This window comes from Saccharothrix australiensis (assembly GCF_003634935.1).
GTDB lineage: Bacteria > Actinomycetota > Actinomycetes > Mycobacteriales > Pseudonocardiaceae > Actinosynnema > Actinosynnema australiense.
In genome coordinates, this window is the sequence record NZ_RBXO01000001.1 from 2,317,795 (window position 1) to 2,334,215 (window position 16,421).

A 16,421-nucleotide genomic window follows, 5' to 3' on the forward strand; every position below is an offset into this window, starting at 1 on the left:
ACCGGCGGAGGCTCACTTCGGTGACTCGTCCCCGTGTCCGGTCCTCAGCCGGCCGCGCGATCACGACGGGTACGGCAGGAGGTCGGCGTCGATCCGCTCCCGGTCGGCCCGGAGGTCGGCCAGCAGCTCCGGCTCGTGCCCCGAGCGGTCCGCGCACTCGCTCGGGTCGGCCACCAGGTCGAACAGCACGTCCTACCGCTGTTCGGGCGGATCTTCGCCGCGGTGGCGCGGTGGCGCTTCCACCTGTTCCGCCGCGGTGCCCGCTCGTCCCGCTGTCGCCAGAACAGGCCCGTCGTGGAGGGTCCTCGCCGCGCAGGAGGTGACTGGCGAGGCCGACGCCGTCCAGCGGCGTGCTCGGGTCGGGGTGCGCGCCGGAGACTTCGAGCAGCGTGGCGGTCCAGTCCGGCGTGCAGACCGGCACGTCGCTGACCCGCCCGCCGTCGACGCGGTCGGCCGGCGCAGCGAGACCGACCGGCTCGCCGTCGCCGTGAACGGCGCCTTCGACGCCCGAATCCGCGCCGAGCACAACGTCCGGGCCTTCACCGCCGACGCGTCCCACGAGCTGCGCACCCCGCTGGCCGCGATCTCCGGCTGGCTCGACCTCTACCACCAGGGCGGCCTCGCGGACGCCGACGCCCTCGACCGCGCGCTGGAGCGGGTCGACGACGAGGTGTGCCGGATGCGCCTGCTCGTCGCGGACGCGGGGGTCGTCGCGCCCAACTGCACCGTCCGCGTGCGCGCCGAACACCCGGTCCGGGTGCGCGGCGACGGGCCGAGGCTCGCGCGCGGGACGTCGTGCTGTCGCCCGTCGGCCGCTCCGACAGCTGGCTGCCGCGCGTCGACCGGCGCCACCCGGTCCTGTTCGACCACCCGGTGGACCACGTGCCGGGGATGGCGCTCCAGGAGGCGGGCCGGCAGGCGTGAGCACGACGTCCGTCTACGGCCTTATGTCCACAGAGGAGTGTCCAAACCGGACTTGCGGACCGCGCTCACCTAGCCGGCGTCCCGCAGCCGCCTTCGCGCCGAGCAGGCGGTGCGCGGGTCCTGTCCGGCTTGACGCGATCCCGTGGTCCGGCGGGGAGACCTACCACGTCAGCCGCCCGCGACCGGTCGGCTTCCGGTCGATCGTCCGGACGGTGTACCGGTCGCTGCGCCTCGACCTGCCGTCCCGCTCCCTGCCGGTCCGGGAGCACCGGGAGGCGACCCGCGCGGCGATGCCCGAGCTGACCGACCACCAGCACGAGCTGCTCGCGTCCGACCACTGGTACGACAGCAGCCGCATCCGGCGGGAGGTCGGGCAGAGCCCCGGTCCCGCCCGTCCGCCTGCTCGGTTCAGGGTGTGCGCATCCGCCGCAGGTAGGTCACGGCCGCCCAGGGACGGCGACCGGACGCGACGATCCGGCCGGTCGCGACGGCGGGCACGAGCCGCTTGCGGCGGAAGACGACGAGCATCAGCGCGCCCGGCTCGAACCGGACGCGCGCGTCCACCTCGCGCCCCGGCGGTTCCGCGCCGACCCGGCCACCACCGGACGCGAGCACGACCGGGGTGGTGTGCCGCGAGCGGAACTCCACGTGGACGCGACGCCCCTGCCCCGCGTCGTCGCCGAAGAGGCGGTCCGTGTCGCAGCCGAGCAGCGGCACGAGGAACAGGTCGAACGCGAGCGCGGCCTCGGCGGACGGCACCGGCCACGGCCTGGACATCGCCTGGGCGACGTCGAAGCCGTGCAGCAGCGTCTCGTTGAGCTGGTGGGCCAGCAGGGACGCGACCGGGAGCGGTGCGCTGCCCAGCCACGTCGCGGGGCCGAGCGGGTCGAGGTCGGCGCTGCGGTCCAGCAGCAGCGAGACGCCGGCGCGCAGCCGACGGGCGACCGCCTCCGGCGACCGCTCGGGGAACTCGCGCAGCGCGACGTCGTTGAGGTGGGCGAGGCCGCCGAGCGTGGTGGTCGTGGCGAACCGGTCGACCTCGGGGAGGCCGAGCGGGGCCGAGGGCGCGTGCAGCAGGCCGGCGTTGAGGTCGGCGACGATGGCGGTGTGCGCGGCCGTCTCGGCGGCGGTCCAGCGGCCGACCGCCTGGCGGTCCGGGGTCCGGCAGGCGAGGAGCAGCTCGACGAACCGGTCGGTCGCGGTGTCGAGCGCGGCCCGCAGTTCCCGCCACCGCCGGTCGGTGAGTTCGAGGTGCAACGGCCTACCTCCCAGGCACGACCCGCCACTCCGGTCGACGGTACTGACGAGGTGGTCCGCTCACAACGACTTCGGCGAAGGTGCGGGTTCCCGGCCACCGGATCGGCCCCTCCGGCTCCGAACCCTTGCGGGCGGGCCGGCGACGAGGTAGGCGGGCACCACCACCGGACCGGCGCATGGCCTTGCCGTGAGCCCAGGAGACCTCGATCGACCCGGCGGCCTTCGGCGGCTGCGGAGCCGTGGAGGCCGACCGCCGCCGTCGGCGCGCAGGATCGGTCCTCCCACCTGTTCCCGCCTTGACCAGCCGGCTGTGACGAGGTCGGTGGAATTTTCCACGCGTGCTGTGAGCAGCGTTACTTGACTCGGCGGTAACCACGAGCTGTACTCGTCGGTAACAAGAGTTCCCGCCCATCGCACAACCCCATCGCGGCGCTCGGATCGCGCCGCCGGTGCGGTATCCGCACCCCACCTCTCCCCGTGACACCGCGGTGCGCTTCAGCGCGGCCTCCTCCCGCCGGCCGCCGCACCGCAAGGAGTTCCCATGCGCTGGTTGAAGGCTGCCCCGCTGCTCGTCGCCGCCACGATCGCCGCGACGACCGTGACCCCGGCCCCCGCCGCGCTCGCCACCGCGGGCGCGCCCTCGGTCCGCTCGTTCTGGCTGCACCTCAACAGCAGCCCCACGTCGGAGAAGATGCTGCGCACGGAAGCCAAGCGGCGCGGCTACATCGTGCTCAACGCGTGGGAAGGGGCGCTCATCCCCACGCTGAAGGACGCCAACCCGGCCGTCCAGGTGTTCGTCTACAAAGACCTCAGCTCGACCCGCAGCTACGCCTGCCACGACGGCGCGGACGACCGGGAGCTGCCCACCGGCGTCGGCTACTGTGACGCGGACCGCAACCACCCGGAGTGGTTCCTCAAGGACGCCAAGGGAAAGCGCCTGGAGTACAGCGGCTACTCCGGTCACTGGCAGATGGACGTCGGCAACACCGCCTACCAGAAGGCGTGGGCGCGCAACGTCGTCTCCAGCAGCAAAGCCTCCGGTTTCGACGGTGTCTTCATGGACAACGCGCTGTTCCCGTGTGACGCCTACCACGATGGCGTGTGCCCGGCGGAGTACCGCACCGACGCGGCGTTCCAGGACGCCTACAAGTCGATGCTGGCCAACACCCGCGATTCGTTCACCTCGGCGGGTCTGAAGACCGTCGCCAACCTCTCCAACGCACGGCTGCACGAAGGCGCGTGGAACGCCTACACCGACCACCTCGACGGCGGTTTCGACGAGTGGTGGCTCACCTTCGACAACACCAACATGCTGTCCGAGTACCCGGAGGGCTGGAGCCGGCAGGTCGCCGAGATCACCGCCGACGAGGCCCGCGGCAAGATCACGTGGGTGCAGCCGCACTTCACGCCCGACGCCGACCAGCCATTCCACTACGCCTTGGCGAGCTACCTGATGGGCACCGGCTCGGCGGCGGCGATCTCGGAGATCGCCCGGACCGACCGTTACGACAACGCCTCGCCGTGGCACCCGGAGTACGACTGGCGGCTCGGCGCGCCTACCGGCGCCTACCGCTCGGTTGGCACGAACGTGTTCCGCCGCGACTTCGCCTGCGGCACCGTGGTGGTCAACGCCAACCGCACCGGTTCCGCCGCGGTGAAGGTGCGGCTCGGCGGCTCGTACGCCGACGCCAAGGGCTCTTCGGTCACGTCGGTCTCGCTGCCGGGCACGTCCGGCGCGATCCTGCGGAAGTCCTGCTGACCCGGAGCGCGTGCGGCCTCCGGTGGGGTCACCCCGTGCCGCGTTCGCGCCAGGTGACCGGCAGCCGTCGCGGTGACTTGACCGGCAGGTCGTCCTCCCACGACAGATCGGTCGGGTCGACCGCCAGCGCCAGGTGCGGGAACCGGTCGAGCAGGGCCGAGAGCCCGACCGCGAGCTCGGCGCGCGCCAGGTTGGCGCCGACGCAGCTGTGCGGGCCGCGACCGAACACGACGTGGGGGTTGGGCCTGCGGCGCAGGTCCAACCGGTCCGCGCCGGGGAACGCCCGCTCGTCCCGGTTGGCGGACGCGATGACGGGCAGCACGATCTCACCGGCGCGGACGAGTTGCCCGCACACCTCGACGTCCTGCTCGGCCAGCAGCACGATGTTGGAGTTCATCACGGGCAGGTAGCGCAGGAGCTCGTCGACGGCGGTGTCCATGACGCCCCGGTCCCGCCGGAGGTCGGCGAGCCGGTCCGGCTCGGTCAGCAGCACGACCAGCGCGTTGGCCAGGAACATCGTGACGGTCCGGTACCCGGCGATCAGCATGGACAGCCCGAAGTCGACCACGTCCTCGCGGCTCAGCTCACCGGCGTCCCAGCGGCGGACCAGGTCGGTGAGCACGTCCTGACCCGGCTCGCGGCGCTTGCGCTCCGCGACCTCCAGCACGTAGGCGCGCAGGAAGCCGGTGACCCGCCGGCTCTCCTCCAGGGTGGACAGCGCGCCCAGCGCGGCGTCCGCCGGCGCGAGGAACCGGTCCCGGTCCTCGTACGGGATGCCGACCACGTCGCACATCACGGCCAGCGGGAACGGCTCGACGAAGCCGAGGACCAGGTCGCCACGGCCCCGGTTGGCGGCGGTGAAGTCGTCGAGCACGCGGTCGGCGATCCGGCGGATGCGGTCGGTGCGCGCCTGCACCGCCCGCGTGCCGAACGGTTCCGCGATCGCCCGCCGGAGCTTCGCGTGCGCCGGCTCGGGCATCTCCATCATGGTGGTCAGCCCGACGTCACGGGGCCGCTCGCCGGTCGGGTGCGGGAAAATGGTGATGTCCGGCCTGGTGAACCTCGGGTCGCCGAGCAGGGCGCGGACGTCCTCGTACCGGGTCACGTACCAGGCGCTGACGCCGATGGGCAGCTGCACCCTGGTGATCGGGCAGTGGGCGCGCAACCGGGCGTGGTCCTGCGGCGGCCCCATCGTTCCCGGATCGGCCAGCGGCATGCTCGACGTCGTCTCGGTCATCGTCACTCCCCGCGCGGGTGGCATCGGTGGTCGGCCAGGCGGCCCGGTCGACGCGGGGCGTGGACGCCCCTCGGGCCCGCTTCGCCCCCCCCGACCAAGGATGCGTACCCGAACCACCCCTGGCGCGCTGCTTCACCCGAAGGGGACAACCGGGCCCGCGCGGACATCACCCGATCCGTTGCCCTGACTGCACCGACGACGCGGGCGAGCCGACGGCGGGCCGCACCGGGCGATGGTGGAAACATCCGCGGCGGAAGATCAGTTGCAGGGAGAGGACTGCACGGTTTCCGTTGCGGGCGCGCCGACCTGGGCCACATGTCGGACCGCGTCCCTGATAGCGCGTGAGGAAATGCATGGACAACCCCTTGCCTGTCGTCCTGGTGCACGGTTTCTGGCACGGCAGTTGGTGCTGGAGCCCGGTGACCGGAGAACTGGCCGCCCGCGGCGTCCAATCGGTCGCCGTCGACCTCGACGGACACGGCCTGCGCGGCCCCTCGCCACGCGCCCGCTGGGCGCGGCCGTTCGACGCCGAGGCGTTCGCCACCGCGCCGTCACCGGTCGCGGACGTCACGGCGTCCTCCGCGGCGGCCTCCCTCGCCGACCGGGTGCGCGCGATCGGCGGCGGGCGGCCGTGCCTCGTGGTGGCGCACAGCATGGGCGGCGTGGTCGCCACCGCGCTGGCGGAACTCGCCCCGGAACTGGTGGGCGGCTTGATGTACGTGGCCGCGCTCGCGCCGGTGAGCGGGATGCCTGCGGCCGCCTACACCACGTCCCCGGAGAACGCGGGGGAGAAGGTGGGGCGGCTCCTGGTGGCCGACCCGGAGGTGCTCGGCGTGGCGCGCATCGACGTCGGCAACCCGAGCCTGCGCGACCGGATCAAGGAGGGCTTCTACGGCGACGTCGACGACCGCACGGCGGATGCGGCGATCGGCCTGCTCAACTCGGACGCGCCGGCGGGCATCCCCCTGGAGCAGTTGACCGTCACCGAGGAGCGCTACGGCAGCATCCCGCACGCGTACGTGACCTGCGCACGGGACTACGCCGTACCGCTGGCGCTGCAACACCGCTTCATCAAGGAGATCGACGCGGTGTCGGCCTCGCCGACCGCGGTCACGGAACTCGACTGCTCCCACTCGCCGTTCCTGTCCCAGCCCGTCGCGCTCGCGGAGGCGATCGCCGAAGCCGCGAACGCCCACCGGGAAAGGGTGTGACGACGGGGTCGGGCTCCGCGGCTCGGGTGCCGCGGAGCCCGACCTCACGCGACCGCTGCCGGCGGGTCGGGCTCAGCTGACCGTGCACTCCAGGCTGCCGCGCTTCTCGACGCAGCGGACCGCGTGGTAGTCGCGGATCTTCGTCCACACGCCCTTGCCGACCGGGTCCTGGGTTCCGTTGTGCAATACCAGGTATGACCGCGTGTTGAAGGTGAAGGCGTCCACGTCGACGCCGTTTCCACCGCGCTTCTGGTCCCGGCCGAGAGAAACCTGCGTGCACTTCATGTAGGCCCAGTTGTAACCCCACGGGTCTTCGAGGGAACCGTTGTTGTTCCACACGTCGCAGCGGTCCTTGGCCTTGCTGCTGCCCAATCCCACGGTCGTGTGCATGGTGACGGGCGTGTTGTTGGTGACGTTCCCGCAGCCGAGGGCCGAGCACCCGCCCGCCGAGGCGGATTGGGGAACGGCCACCAGGGCGGTGGCCGCGAGCACGGCGAGGGTCGCCGCGCGGGCGGCGCTCCTGAGGGTTCCGCGAAGGGACATGGTGACTCCGATCTGTGCTGCGGGACCGGGGTGGTCCGGTGGGCTGAGCCATCCTCACGTGCCGGGGCCCCGGTGTGGGCCGGCTCGGCGTGCCATTGTCGGCTGGGACGTCGGCATGGCCCTGATCTGCGGTAACACCGACGGGATGGGACGTGCGTGTGCGATGCTGTCGCCCGGTTGCACCGCGGGGAGGGTTCGTGGACGGGTCGGGGGACGCGCGGGAGCTGGCGGCCGTGCTGGCACGGCTCAAGCAGCGCAGCGGGTTGAGCTACCAGGAGTTGGCCCGGCGCACGTTCACCAGCAGCTCGACCCTGCACCGGTATTGCCGGGGAACGGTCGTCCCCGGCGATTTCGGGATCGTCGCGAGGATCGCCGAGGAATGCGCGGCCGATCCCGACGACCTCGCGCGGCTCGTCCGGTGCTGGCAGGCGATCACCCGTCCCGCACCGCCCGCGGGCCCGCCGCCCGGGGATTCGGCACCAGCGGATTCGGCGCTCGCGGGTTCGGTGCCCGTGAAATCGGTGCTCGCGGATCCGGTGCTCGTGGATTCGGCGCCGGCGCCGAATCCCACCGTGCGGAAGGGGGTGTGGCGCGATCGCCTGGGCCGGGTGGCGTGCGCGCTCGTGGCGGTGCTGGTGGTCACCGTCGCCAGCGCCGCCGAGCCGGCTTTCACGGCCGCGCTGGACGCCGAGGTGTCGGCCGTACCGGACTGGGCGCAGGCGCCGGTGGCGGTGCCGTCGACGGCGTTCGGCGTCACGATGAACAGCGACACCGGCGCGATGCCTTCGTTCCGCGTCGGCGCGCTGCGGTTCTGGGACAGCGGGACCCGGTGGGCGCGGCTGGAGCCCCGGCGCGGCGAGTTCGACTGGACCACGCTCGACCGCCTGCTCGACGGTGCCGGGCGCGCCGGGGCGTCGCCGCTGTTCGTGTTCGGCGGCACGCCGGGCTGGGCGGCGCCGCGGGCGCGCAGGGCCGCCTACCCGGACGGTTCCCGCGCCGCGCCGCCGGACGACCTGGCCGACTGGGAGCGGTTCGTGCGCGCCCTGGTCGGCCACGCGCGCGGCCGGATCGACGCGTACGAGGTGTGGGTGATGGCCAACCACCCGCACCACTACGACGGGAGCGCGGAAACGCTGGTCGAGATGACCCGCAGGGCGAGCCGGATCATCCGGGAGGCCGCTCCCGCGGCGACCGTGGTGTGCCCGTCCGTGACCGGCCTGTGGGAGCCGGAGGGGCACGAGTTCCTGTCGCGCTTCGCCGAACTGGGCGGGTACCAGCACTGCGACGCGGCCGGGGTGAAGCTCTACCAGCGGCGCGTCCAGGACCCGCCGGAGACCGTGCTGGCCGCCGTGCGGTCGGCGTACCGCACGTTCCACCGGGCCGGGGTGCACCTGCCGGTGTGGAACACCGGGACCACCCAGACGCTGCCGCTGGGCGACCCGCTCGACGAGCGGCGCGCGGCCGACCACGCCGTGCGCTTCTACCTCGTCGGGCTGTACTCGCGCCGGTTCGGGGTGGAGCGGATGTACTTCTACGCCTGGGGAAACAGCACGCTGCCCATCGTGCTCCAGGCGGAGGGCAGGCCGCCCACCCCCGCCGGGCTGCACGTCGAGCGGTTGCAGCGGTGGCTGGACCGGGCGGAGATCCGGTCCTGCGGCCACGGCGGGCGGATCGGGATGCCGGACAACGTGTGGCAGTGCGAGTTCACCGTGCCCGGTGAAGACGGGCGTCCGAGCACGGCGTGGGTCCGGTGGACGCACGCGGGGGAGGCGCTGACCCCGGCCGGGCCGTCCGCGACGCACGTGCACCACCTGGACGGGTCCGTCACCGAACTCGACCGGTTCGGCGCCGGGCAGGTCCGGGTGGCCGAGCGCCCCGTGCTGATCCGGAGCACCGGTTGACCCACGTCAGCGCACCGTGGAGCCGCACTGACGACGTTGACGTGCCCGTTGGCGCTAAAGGGGTTCGATGCGCAACAGGCTCGGCGGCGGGAACTCGTCCGGGTCGGTCCCCCCGACACCCACCCACTCGATGCCGCCGAGAGCTTCCGTGCCCTCGAAGCCCTCAACCGTGTACAGGAACAGGCCGTCGTGGTCCGGGGTGGCTGCGTTGACACGGACGGCCATCCCACGGCCGTGCGTACTCCGGAAGTCGATCGACGGACATCCACAGCCGCACATACCGATGACCATCACCTCCGCCGCCTGACGCCGTAACACCTCGGCACCACGGAACTCGACAGCCAACAACGCCTCAAGCACCGCGCGCTCCCGCTCGGTCAACGGCCTGGGGTCCACGACGCCGATCGTTCCACAGACCGGCGTCAGCCTCCGTGGTCCACCACGGACTCCTCCTGGGGCCCTCGGACGATGAACACGGCCGCGCCCACCAGGCAGCAGCCGATCGCGAGAATCGCGGCGACACGGTCGGACTCGGGTGCCACCGCGAATGCCCACCACTGTGTGCCGGTCACACCGTCCGCGGCCGAGCGGGCCCTCGTGCCGAACAGCAGGCAGCCCATGAGGTGGCACAACGGCAACGTCCAACTCCGTGTGGCACCGGCCACCGTCGCGGCGATCAACGCGATACCGCTCAAGCCGAAGGTGTTGCGTAGCGCGATTGAGCCGCTCGGGATCAGCAGGCACGTCACGGTCGCCGTCGCCAGCAAGGTGCAGACCAGCGCCAGGCGTTGCGCCATCGCTGACCGGGGCACCACGCGGAACAACGATGTCGGTGTCCTGCTGTGCAGTCCCACGGCACATGCGACGACCAGTGGCAGCAGTTGCGCCAAAGGAACACTGAGCCTGCGGGCGGCGGCGAGCGACGGCACAGGAACGAGTTCTTCGCCGAACACCGCACCGACCAACGCCATCACGCCGCAGGCCGCCACCAGCGAGGGCCAGCGGTGGGCGCGCAGCCACAGCCATACGACGGTCACGGCAGCGTCGGGGGAGGTGTGACGCAGTCGCGGTGGGCAGTGACGAGCTGCCCGTACCACCGGCGTTGTTGGTCACCTGAACTGCTGATCAGCCGGTCGAGTTGCGCCACCTGGTCCGGCGGCACCAGCTGAGCGGCCGGCACGTCGGGGCGGATGCGCTTCGCCAACCATCCGTTGAGCAGCGCTCGGGTGGCCGCTGCCGGGTAGGGCCCGGCGCCTCGCCCGGTGGCAGCACATCGCGGCGGTGGCGGGACGAGTGCGCGCGCAAGCGCCGTCACCAGATCCGCTTCTGTCGTGCCAGGGCGAACAGGCCCGACCCGTTGTGCGGCGGCACCCGGCCGTAGTCCGTTTTCCAGGTGTAGCTGCGAATGTGCGTCAAGATCGGCGAACAGCACGCGATACCTGCCTGCCGCGTCCAACCAGGCGTCGACATCCTCGGCGTGCTCGGGCCACATGCACACCGTTACGTCGTCACGGCTTCCGCACACCTCGGCGGCGGGTGGGCGGGCCTCGGTCAACCGCGCTCCGGTGCTCTGGATCAGGGTCACCGCGGCCACCGCCGTCGCCACCGCCATCACCGCCGGCGGCACGGCACGGGCGGGGTTGGACAGGGTGAGCGCGGCCAAGGCCGCCACCGCCAGCGCGGTGATCCACAGCCACTGGCCCGTCACGGTGGCGGGCACCGGCTGCGAAGCGACGTCGCAGCACTCCCGGTGCACCGTGCTCAGCCGCGCCACCAACGGATCGGTGCTGCTGGAGCCGAAGGCCAAGGCCAACCACACTGCCACCGCCGAGATCGGCGCGGTCAGGTAACGCGGGAGGTACCGCCCGGCGACCGCGCCGACCAACACCGCGGGCACCAAGCAGAACGGTCCCAGGAGCACCACCGACCAGTGAGGACCACCCGTGCCCCGCACGTCCACGGCCGTGACCGCGAACGTGGCGACCCAGGCCGCGACACCGGCGATCAGCGCGCCGACGCAGTTGACCAGGAGCCACGCCAGTGGCGATCGCGGATAGGTGTGGACCAGCAGCGGCGAGCTGGTGCGGCGGTCGCGCGACATGTCCCAGCCGGCGAGGGTCGCGGTGAGCGGCACCAGCAGCACACCGTGCTGCTGCAGTTGTCCGGACGCCCTACCCCAGTCCGCCGACCAGCCGTCACCACGACTGCCGGCGCAGATGCCCAACAGGACCATGGCGGGCAACGCGATCGGAGTGCTGCCGCGTCGCAGGGCGATCAACAACGGCGTCATCGGTCATCCCCAGACTCCACCAGCGCTTCGTACGCCGAATCGATCTGCGCGGCCCCGTTGCCCTTGCCGCCGGTGAACTCGTCGACCGTGCCGCTGAACCGCACCACTCCCTCGTCCAGGACCACGACGCGGTCGGCGGTCGCGGCCAGGTCCTCGGTGAGATGCGTGCTGAGGACAACTGCCCGGTCCCGCCCGAGAGCGGGGATCAGCGCTCGCAGTGCGCGCCGCCGGCGGGGGTCGAGCCCGACGGTCGGCTCGTCGAGCAGGAGCACGTCGGGCCGGTTGACGATCGCCGGGGCGATTCCGACTCGGCGAGTCAATTCCACCGGACAACTGCGAGGTCCTGGTGTCGCGCCGGTCGGCCAGGTCCACCGCGTGGAGCGCCGCGTCCACGGCGGGCGCCCGCTGCCGCCGGGGCACGAGGCGTTGCCAGGCGGTCAGCAGGAGGAATTCGGCGACCGTCAGGTTCTCGGGCAGGGCGAAAGCCTGCGGAAGGAAACCGAGCAGGCCACCGGTAGCGCTTCCGGTCGCGGGCGCTGTCCACGCCGTTGACGCTCAGGAACCGGTCTGGATTCGCAATCCTGTCGACAGCAGCGCCAATAACGTGCTCTTACCCGCGCCGTTCGGCCCGAGAACGGCTGTCACACCGGTGCGGATCTCCAGATCGATTTGATGCAGCGCGATCACACCACCATAGCGGTGCGACACCGCCGAGATCCGCACAGAATTCCCCACTGTCCCGCCCTCCACATGCCGAATCGCGGTGGCGACCGACCCTAGCGGGCGAACACCACCGCGACGTGATCATGTCGGGTCGGACCGGGGAGGCCGCCGTCGGTGCGCTCACGTGGCAGACAGGACCGCGACCACGCCTCAGAAGACCAGGACGCCCTGTGCGGTGGGTTGCAGGGTGCCGACCTTGGCGCTGCTCACCTTGAGGCTGCCGGGGTCGGAGATCGGGCGGCCGTCGGTGCCGATGAGGGTCGCCTCCGCGGAGGCGCCGCCGGGCACCTCGACCTTCATCGAGCCGATCGCCGAGCCGCTCGCGGCGTCGCCCAGCGCCAGTTGCACCCCCGCGAACGCCGTCTGACCGGGCTGGAGGGTGATCGACGGTCCCTCGCCGGGGATCAGCACCTGCTCGACCGGTATGGCGGCGGGCGCGCCGGACAGGTTGGTGAAGCTCGGTATCGGCCAGCCCTGCACGGTGAGCGGCGTGGTGCCGCGGTTCGTCACCGCGAGCAGGCCGACGCCCGGCTTGTCCGCGCCCTGCATCGAGAACGAGGCTTCGATCGCCGCTCGGGTGGACGCGGGCGCGGACGCGGACGTCGGCGCGGCGGAAGGCGCAGAGGACGACGTGGGCGTGGGTGTCGAGGCCGTGGTCGGTTCGCTGGTCGTGGTCGGTGACGGGAAGGGTGACGCGCCCGAGTTCGACGACGCCGAGCCGCACGCCGTGAGAACGCAGAACAAGGCGACTGCCGAGCCGCTGACGACCACCCGCGTGGAACGCATGCGCACACCCCTTCGAATTCGCCGATCGACATCGCATCGGTAGCCCGCGTGCGCGCGGGTCAAACCTCGACGGCCTGCCGAGGCACCGTCGACATCGCCTCGATCGGTGGAGTGACGGTCAGGGCGGCCTGTGGTAAATCGGAGGACGGGTCGGGGGTCCGAATGGCTCATCGGTGCAGTGGAACGGCCCGACCGGGGTTCGGGGACGCCGAAGATTCCCCTTGTGCAAGTGACTTGCCACAGACATGATTCTTTCTCAGGTCGGGGGACCTGGGTCTGAGGCCGCAGTGTTGACGCGGCCGGGGGGTATCGTCTATGCGATCGCGCATCTCCGCGCGGGATTTCGTCCTGCGCACATTCGTCGCGGGTCTGGTGCTCGCCGTAGTGGGGGGTGGGGTTGCTGCGGTCCCGGCCGCGGTGGCGGCGTCCGCGGTGCCGGATACGGCGCCCGACGAGGCCACGGCGATCCGGTATGCCGCGCGGGGTGACAAGTCGGTGGTGGTGGAGTCGGCCACGACGGAGACCGAGGAGTTGCGGGCGAATCCGGACGGGTCGATGACCTGGGTCGAGCACGTGCAGCCGGTGCGGGTGAAGCGTGGCGGTGGGTGGGTGCCGGTCGATCTGACGTTGGAGCGCAAGGCGGACGGGACGTTCGGTCCGAAGGCGTCGACGGTCGAGGTCGCGTTCTCCGGCGGTGGCACGGGTTCCGGCGACGAGCCGTTGGCCAAGGTGGTGCAGGCCGGCCACGAGGTGGGTCTGGGCTGGTCGAGCCCGCTGCCGGAGCCGGTGGTGGACGGTGCGAGCCTGGTTTACCGGAACGTGTTGCCGGACGTGGACCTGAAGGTCGAGGCGCATCTCAAGGGTTTCCGCGAGCTGCTGGTGGTGAAGACCGCGGAGGCGGCGCGGAATCCGGAGTTGGACCGGATCACGTTCCGCACGCACGCCGAGGCGGTGCGGGTGGAGGAGGGGCCGTCGGCCGACGGCGGCCTGGTGGCCCGCGATCCGGAGGGCAAGCCGGTGTTCCTCGGTGACGCCTCGCGGATGTGGGACTCCTCCGGTGGGGCTGACGCGTCGCTCGACAAGGGCGACCGGCACGCGGCGATGGGGTTGGAGGTCACCCCGGACGGCGTGTCGATCGTGCCGGACCGGGCGTTCCTGGACAGCCCCGCGACCACGTTCCCGGTGTCGCTGGACCCGGAGTACTACTGCGGCAACTGCGGCAAGGTGCACCATGCGGTGGTGCAGGACCTGTGGGGTGACGCGCACAACTTCGACCGGACGTCGGCGCCGTTGAACGACTTGAAGGCGGGAAGGGTCAACGCGGCGGAGATGGAGGCGCACCGGGACGGGTTGTCGCGGTCGTACCTCCAGATGCACACCGGGCCGATCGCGGGCAAGTACATCCACGGGGCGACCTTGAAGACCAAGGTCGTGCACACGTACTCGTGTAACCCGTCGGCGACGGAGTTGTGGCTGGTCGACTGGATCGACTGGGGTACGACGTGGGACAACCAGCCACGTTGGCAGTACCTGTTGTCGAGCAACAACCGGGAGAACAACGCGGCTCACTGCCCGACGGATGGGAACGCGGGGTTCGACGCGACCAAGGCGGTGCGCGATGCCGCAGCGGGTGGTTGGACGTGGACGAACTTCATGCTCAAGGCCGAGCACGAGGGCCAGTTGGACACGTCGTGGCGGAAGTTCGACCTCAACCCGTACTTGGAGGTGCGGTACAACAGCTACCCGAACCCGCCGTCGGATCTCGGCATGGAGGGCTGGGGCCCGAACCCGTGGGACGCGCTGCCGTGCCGGTTGGGTCCGGATCGCGCGGTGGTGGGCACGCGGACGCCGACGTTGCGCGCGCGGTTGTCCGACCCCGATCAGGACGCGGTGCTGAAGGCGGGCTTCCGGGTGTTCGTGGGGCCACACGACAACTACACGTGGAACGAGAAGGAAGTCCACGTGCCCGACATCCAATCGGGAAACTTCGCGCAGACCACGGTGCCCACGGACTGGATCACCAGCGATGGCGTGCACAGCTGGCACCTGTGGAGCAACGACCACGAGTTCGAGAGCTGGTCGCCGTACTGCGAGTTCGAGGTGGACACGGTCAAGCCGAACACGCCGGCGGTGTCGTCGATCGACTTCCCGGACGTGGGTATCGGTGATGCGGTCGGTCGGACGGGCACGTTCACGTTCCGCACCAACGGGAACACCGGCATGAACGGCAAGATGGACGTCCGGAAGTACGGGTGGTCGTTGAACAACGACACCGCGACCACGCACACGGTGGACGTCCCGTCAGGTGGTGACGGGACGGTGACGGTGTCGATCACGCCGACCAAGGCGGGCACGAACGTCCTGTACGTGACGGCTTTCGACCACGCGGGGAATCGTGCGGCGGCCAACGCGGTGTACACGTTCCGGGTCGGTGAGCCGGCGGTGCCGAAGGCGTCATGGTCGTTCAACGAATCCTCCGGGTCGTCAGCGGGTGACGACTCCGGCGGCAACCGGCCGTTGACGCTGCAGGGCCAGGCTTCTTTCGCCCCCGGCTACGAGGGCAACGCGTTGACGCTCGACGGGACCTCGGGTCATGCCACTTCACCGTGGTCGCTCCTGGACACCTCGCGGGCGTTCTCGGTATCGGCGTGGGCGAAGGTGGATCGACTCGACGGCTACTACACGGTGGCAAGCCAGGACGGCGCCGTGGCCAGTCCGTTCTACCTGCAGTACAGCCGGGACGTGGACCGCTGGACGGTCTCCTGGACCGACTCGGACACAGCTGCTCCGGGACTCACCAGGGTGGCGTCGGCCGCACGGCCGCAGATCGGCGTGTGGACGCATCTGGTGGGTTCTTACGAACCGGACAGTGGTCTGGTGTCGCTGTACGTGGACGGAAAGCTCGAAGGCACCGGAACCGCACGGATGTGGACCGCCATCGGAAGTCTGGTGATCGGAGCGTCCAAATGGGACAGCCGTCGGGCGGACCACTTCCCCGGCGCCGTCGACGCGGTGCGGGTGTGGGACAGGGTGTTGTCCGCGGCGGAGGTCGCGGCGCAGGCGAACGTGGCGGTGCTGCGCGCGCGGATGGCGTTGGACGAGCAGGCCGGGACGACGACGCTGGAGCAGGTGTCCGGGCAGCAGGCGTCGTTGTCGGCTGGTGTGACGTGGGCCGGCACGCCGGTCGACCCGGACGACCCCAACCAGGTGCTGAAAGGCGAGGACAAGTGGCTGAACTTCGGCGCTTCCGGTCCACGTGAGGTCACCGCACCGCGTCCCGCGATCCTGCGTACGGACCGTTCCTATTCGGTGTCGGCGTGGGTGCGCCTGGAGAACGTCGACGCTGAAGCGGGTGCGGCGGTGAGCCTGGGTGACACGCACTACACACCGTTCCAGTTGCAGTACCGGCCAGAAAACAAGCAGTGGGCGTTTCTGATCAACCACTACGCGGACCGCGGTTCATGGCATGTGGCGTTGTCGGACAAGCCCGCGCAGGCTGGTAAGTGGGTGCACCTGGTCGGCATCTACGACGCGACGTCGGGCCGGATCGCCTTGTACGTCGACGGGGTCAGGCAGACGTTCAACTTCCTCAACGCGCCCGGCGGGGGTGGGGTGTCCAGCTGGAACGGCACGGGTCCGTTGTGGCTGGGGCGCGGGGTGTGGGGCGGCAAGAAGTCCGATCCGTGGCGCGGTGATGTGGACGACGCACGGGTGTACTCCGGTGTGTTGACTACTGACCAGGTCCGCGGGTTGCGCGAGTCGACGCCCCACCAGTAGCAGCACCTCCCTC

17 protein-coding genes and 1 pseudogene are annotated in these 16,421 nt (G+C 71.2%); 7 read left to right on the plus strand and 11 right to left on the minus strand.

The window, feature by feature from the left end; all coding sequences use genetic code 11:
- Window positions 1-60 precede the first annotated feature (60 nt).
- The gene (locus C8E97_RS36445) at window positions 61-189 is read right to left on the minus strand and encodes a hypothetical protein (RefSeq protein ID WP_281275324.1); all 129 of its coding nucleotides are present in this window, start codon (window positions 187-189) and stop codon (window positions 61-63) included.
- A gap of 298 nt (window positions 190-487) precedes the next feature.
- On the opposite strand from C8E97_RS36445, the pseudogene C8E97_RS10980 reads away from it, so the two are divergent.
- Window positions 488-688: pseudogene (locus C8E97_RS10980) on the plus strand (histidine kinase dimerization/phospho-acceptor domain-containing protein); the annotation flags it as partial.
- 107 nt (window positions 689-795) lie between these two features.
- Window positions 796-924 (plus strand): AfsA-related hotdog domain-containing protein, encoded by a 129-nt coding sequence (locus C8E97_RS35910; protein ID WP_281275492.1) that lies wholly within the window; start codon window positions 796-798, stop codon window positions 922-924.
- A 160-nt stretch (window positions 925-1,084) separates the two neighbouring features.
- Here C8E97_RS35910 and C8E97_RS10990 read toward each other — a convergent pair whose 3' ends face one another.
- Both C8E97_RS10990 and C8E97_RS10995 read right to left on the minus strand, forming a co-directional pair.
- Window positions 1,085-1,282, minus strand: coding sequence for a hypothetical protein (locus tag C8E97_RS10990; protein WP_121004134.1), 198 nt, complete (start codon window positions 1,280-1,282; stop codon window positions 1,085-1,087).
- Between the two features lie 50 nt (window positions 1,283-1,332).
- On the minus strand, window positions 1,333-2,181 hold the full coding sequence (locus tag C8E97_RS10995; protein WP_170211756.1) for a maleylpyruvate isomerase N-terminal domain-containing protein: 849 nt from the start codon (window positions 2,179-2,181) through the stop codon (window positions 1,333-1,335).
- A 541-nt stretch (window positions 2,182-2,722) separates the two neighbouring features.
- Here C8E97_RS10995 and C8E97_RS11000 point away from each other — a divergent pair.
- Window positions 2,723-3,940, plus strand: a complete 1,218-nt coding sequence (locus tag C8E97_RS11000; RefSeq protein WP_121004140.1) for a putative glycoside hydrolase family 15 protein — start codon at window positions 2,723-2,725, stop codon at window positions 3,938-3,940.
- A gap of 28 nt (window positions 3,941-3,968) precedes the next feature.
- Here the strand turns inward: C8E97_RS11000 and C8E97_RS11005 are convergent, their stop codons facing one another.
- Entirely contained in the window at window positions 3,969-5,177 is a 1,209-nt protein-coding gene (locus C8E97_RS11005; RefSeq protein WP_211346967.1) for a cytochrome P450, read from the minus strand.
- A 353-nt stretch (window positions 5,178-5,530) separates the two neighbouring features.
- On the opposite strand from C8E97_RS11005, the gene C8E97_RS11010 reads away from it, so the two are divergent.
- Window positions 5,531-6,388, plus strand: coding sequence for an alpha/beta hydrolase (locus C8E97_RS11010; RefSeq protein WP_121004143.1), 858 nt, complete (start codon window positions 5,531-5,533; stop codon window positions 6,386-6,388).
- Between the two features lie 72 nt (window positions 6,389-6,460).
- On the opposite strand, the gene C8E97_RS11015 is transcribed toward C8E97_RS11010, so the two are convergent.
- Window positions 6,461-6,931: a hypothetical protein gene (locus C8E97_RS11015; RefSeq protein ID WP_147455058.1), complete on the minus strand. Its 471-nt coding sequence runs from the start codon at window positions 6,929-6,931 to the stop codon at window positions 6,461-6,463.
- A gap of 197 nt (window positions 6,932-7,128) precedes the next feature.
- Here C8E97_RS11015 and C8E97_RS11020 point away from each other — a divergent pair, with 197 nt between their 5' ends.
- The gene (locus C8E97_RS11020; RefSeq protein WP_121004149.1) at window positions 7,129-8,832 is read left to right on the plus strand and encodes a helix-turn-helix domain-containing protein; all 1,704 of its coding nucleotides are present in this window, start codon (window positions 7,129-7,131) and stop codon (window positions 8,830-8,832) included.
- Window positions 8,833-8,886: 54 nt separating this feature from the next.
- Here C8E97_RS11020 and C8E97_RS11025 read toward each other — a convergent pair whose 3' ends face one another.
- The 6 genes from C8E97_RS11025 to C8E97_RS34420 form a co-directional block, all read right to left on the minus strand.
- Window positions 8,887-9,228: a hypothetical protein gene (locus C8E97_RS11025; RefSeq protein WP_121004152.1), complete on the minus strand. Its 342-nt coding sequence runs from the start codon at window positions 9,226-9,228 to the stop codon at window positions 8,887-8,889.
- Window positions 9,229-9,254: 26 nt separating this feature from the next.
- The gene (locus C8E97_RS11030) at window positions 9,255-9,869 is read right to left on the minus strand and encodes a hypothetical protein (protein ID WP_121004155.1); all 615 of its coding nucleotides are present in this window, start codon (window positions 9,867-9,869) and stop codon (window positions 9,255-9,257) included.
- On the minus strand, window positions 9,866-11,122 hold the full coding sequence (locus tag C8E97_RS11035) for a DUF7224 domain-containing protein (RefSeq protein WP_121004158.1): 1,257 nt from the start codon (window positions 11,120-11,122) through the stop codon (window positions 9,866-9,868). Before C8E97_RS11035 ends, C8E97_RS11030 begins: the two co-directional genes overlap by 4 nt.
- A complete protein-coding gene (locus C8E97_RS36450; RefSeq protein ID WP_211346968.1) occupies window positions 11,119-11,448 on the minus strand; it encodes an AAA family ATPase in 330 nt (109 codons plus the stop codon). Before C8E97_RS36450 ends, C8E97_RS11035 begins: the two co-directional genes overlap by 4 nt.
- Before the next feature lie 229 nt (window positions 11,449-11,677).
- Complete coding sequence (locus tag C8E97_RS35220; protein WP_246018807.1) at window positions 11,678-11,845, minus strand: ATP-binding cassette domain-containing protein; 168 nt, start codon at window positions 11,843-11,845, stop codon at window positions 11,678-11,680.
- Window positions 11,846-11,995: 150 nt separating this feature from the next.
- A complete protein-coding gene (locus C8E97_RS34420) occupies window positions 11,996-12,412 on the minus strand; it encodes a DUF4232 domain-containing protein (RefSeq protein ID WP_281275493.1) in 417 nt (138 codons plus the stop codon).
- Window positions 12,413-12,422: 10 nt separating this feature from the next.
- On the opposite strand from C8E97_RS34420, the gene C8E97_RS34425 reads away from it, so the two are divergent.
- On the plus strand, window positions 12,423-12,674 hold the full coding sequence (locus C8E97_RS34425) for a hypothetical protein (RefSeq protein ID WP_170211760.1): 252 nt from the start codon (window positions 12,423-12,425) through the stop codon (window positions 12,672-12,674).
- Between the two features lie 389 nt (window positions 12,675-13,063).
- Window positions 13,064-16,408: a LamG-like jellyroll fold domain-containing protein gene (locus C8E97_RS11050; RefSeq protein WP_170211762.1), complete on the plus strand. Its 3,345-nt coding sequence runs from the start codon at window positions 13,064-13,066 to the stop codon at window positions 16,406-16,408.
- The last annotated feature ends 13 nt before the right edge of the window (window positions 16,409-16,421 follow it).

Coding starts and splice junctions, on each gene's coding strand:
- C8E97_RS10990 (WP_121004134.1), bottom strand. CDS start 1,282: ATGCGGCTGCTGTCGTACCAGTGGTCGGACGCGAGCAGCTCGTGCTGG.
- C8E97_RS11000 (WP_121004140.1), top strand. CDS start 2,723: ATGCGCTGGTTGAAGGCTGCCCCGCTGCTCGTCGCCGCCACGATCGCC.
- C8E97_RS11005 (WP_211346967.1), bottom strand. CDS start 5,177: ATGACCGAGACGACGTCGAGCATGCCGCTGGCCGATCCGGGAACGATG.
- C8E97_RS11010 (WP_121004143.1), top strand. CDS start 5,531: ATGGACAACCCCTTGCCTGTCGTCCTGGTGCACGGTTTCTGGCACGGC.
- C8E97_RS11015 (WP_147455058.1), bottom strand. CDS start 6,931: ATGTCCCTTCGCGGAACCCTCAGGAGCGCCGCCCGCGCGGCGACCCTC.
- C8E97_RS11035 (WP_121004158.1), bottom strand. CDS start 11,122: ATGACGCCGTTGTTGATCGCCCTGCGACGCGGCAGCACTCCGATCGCG.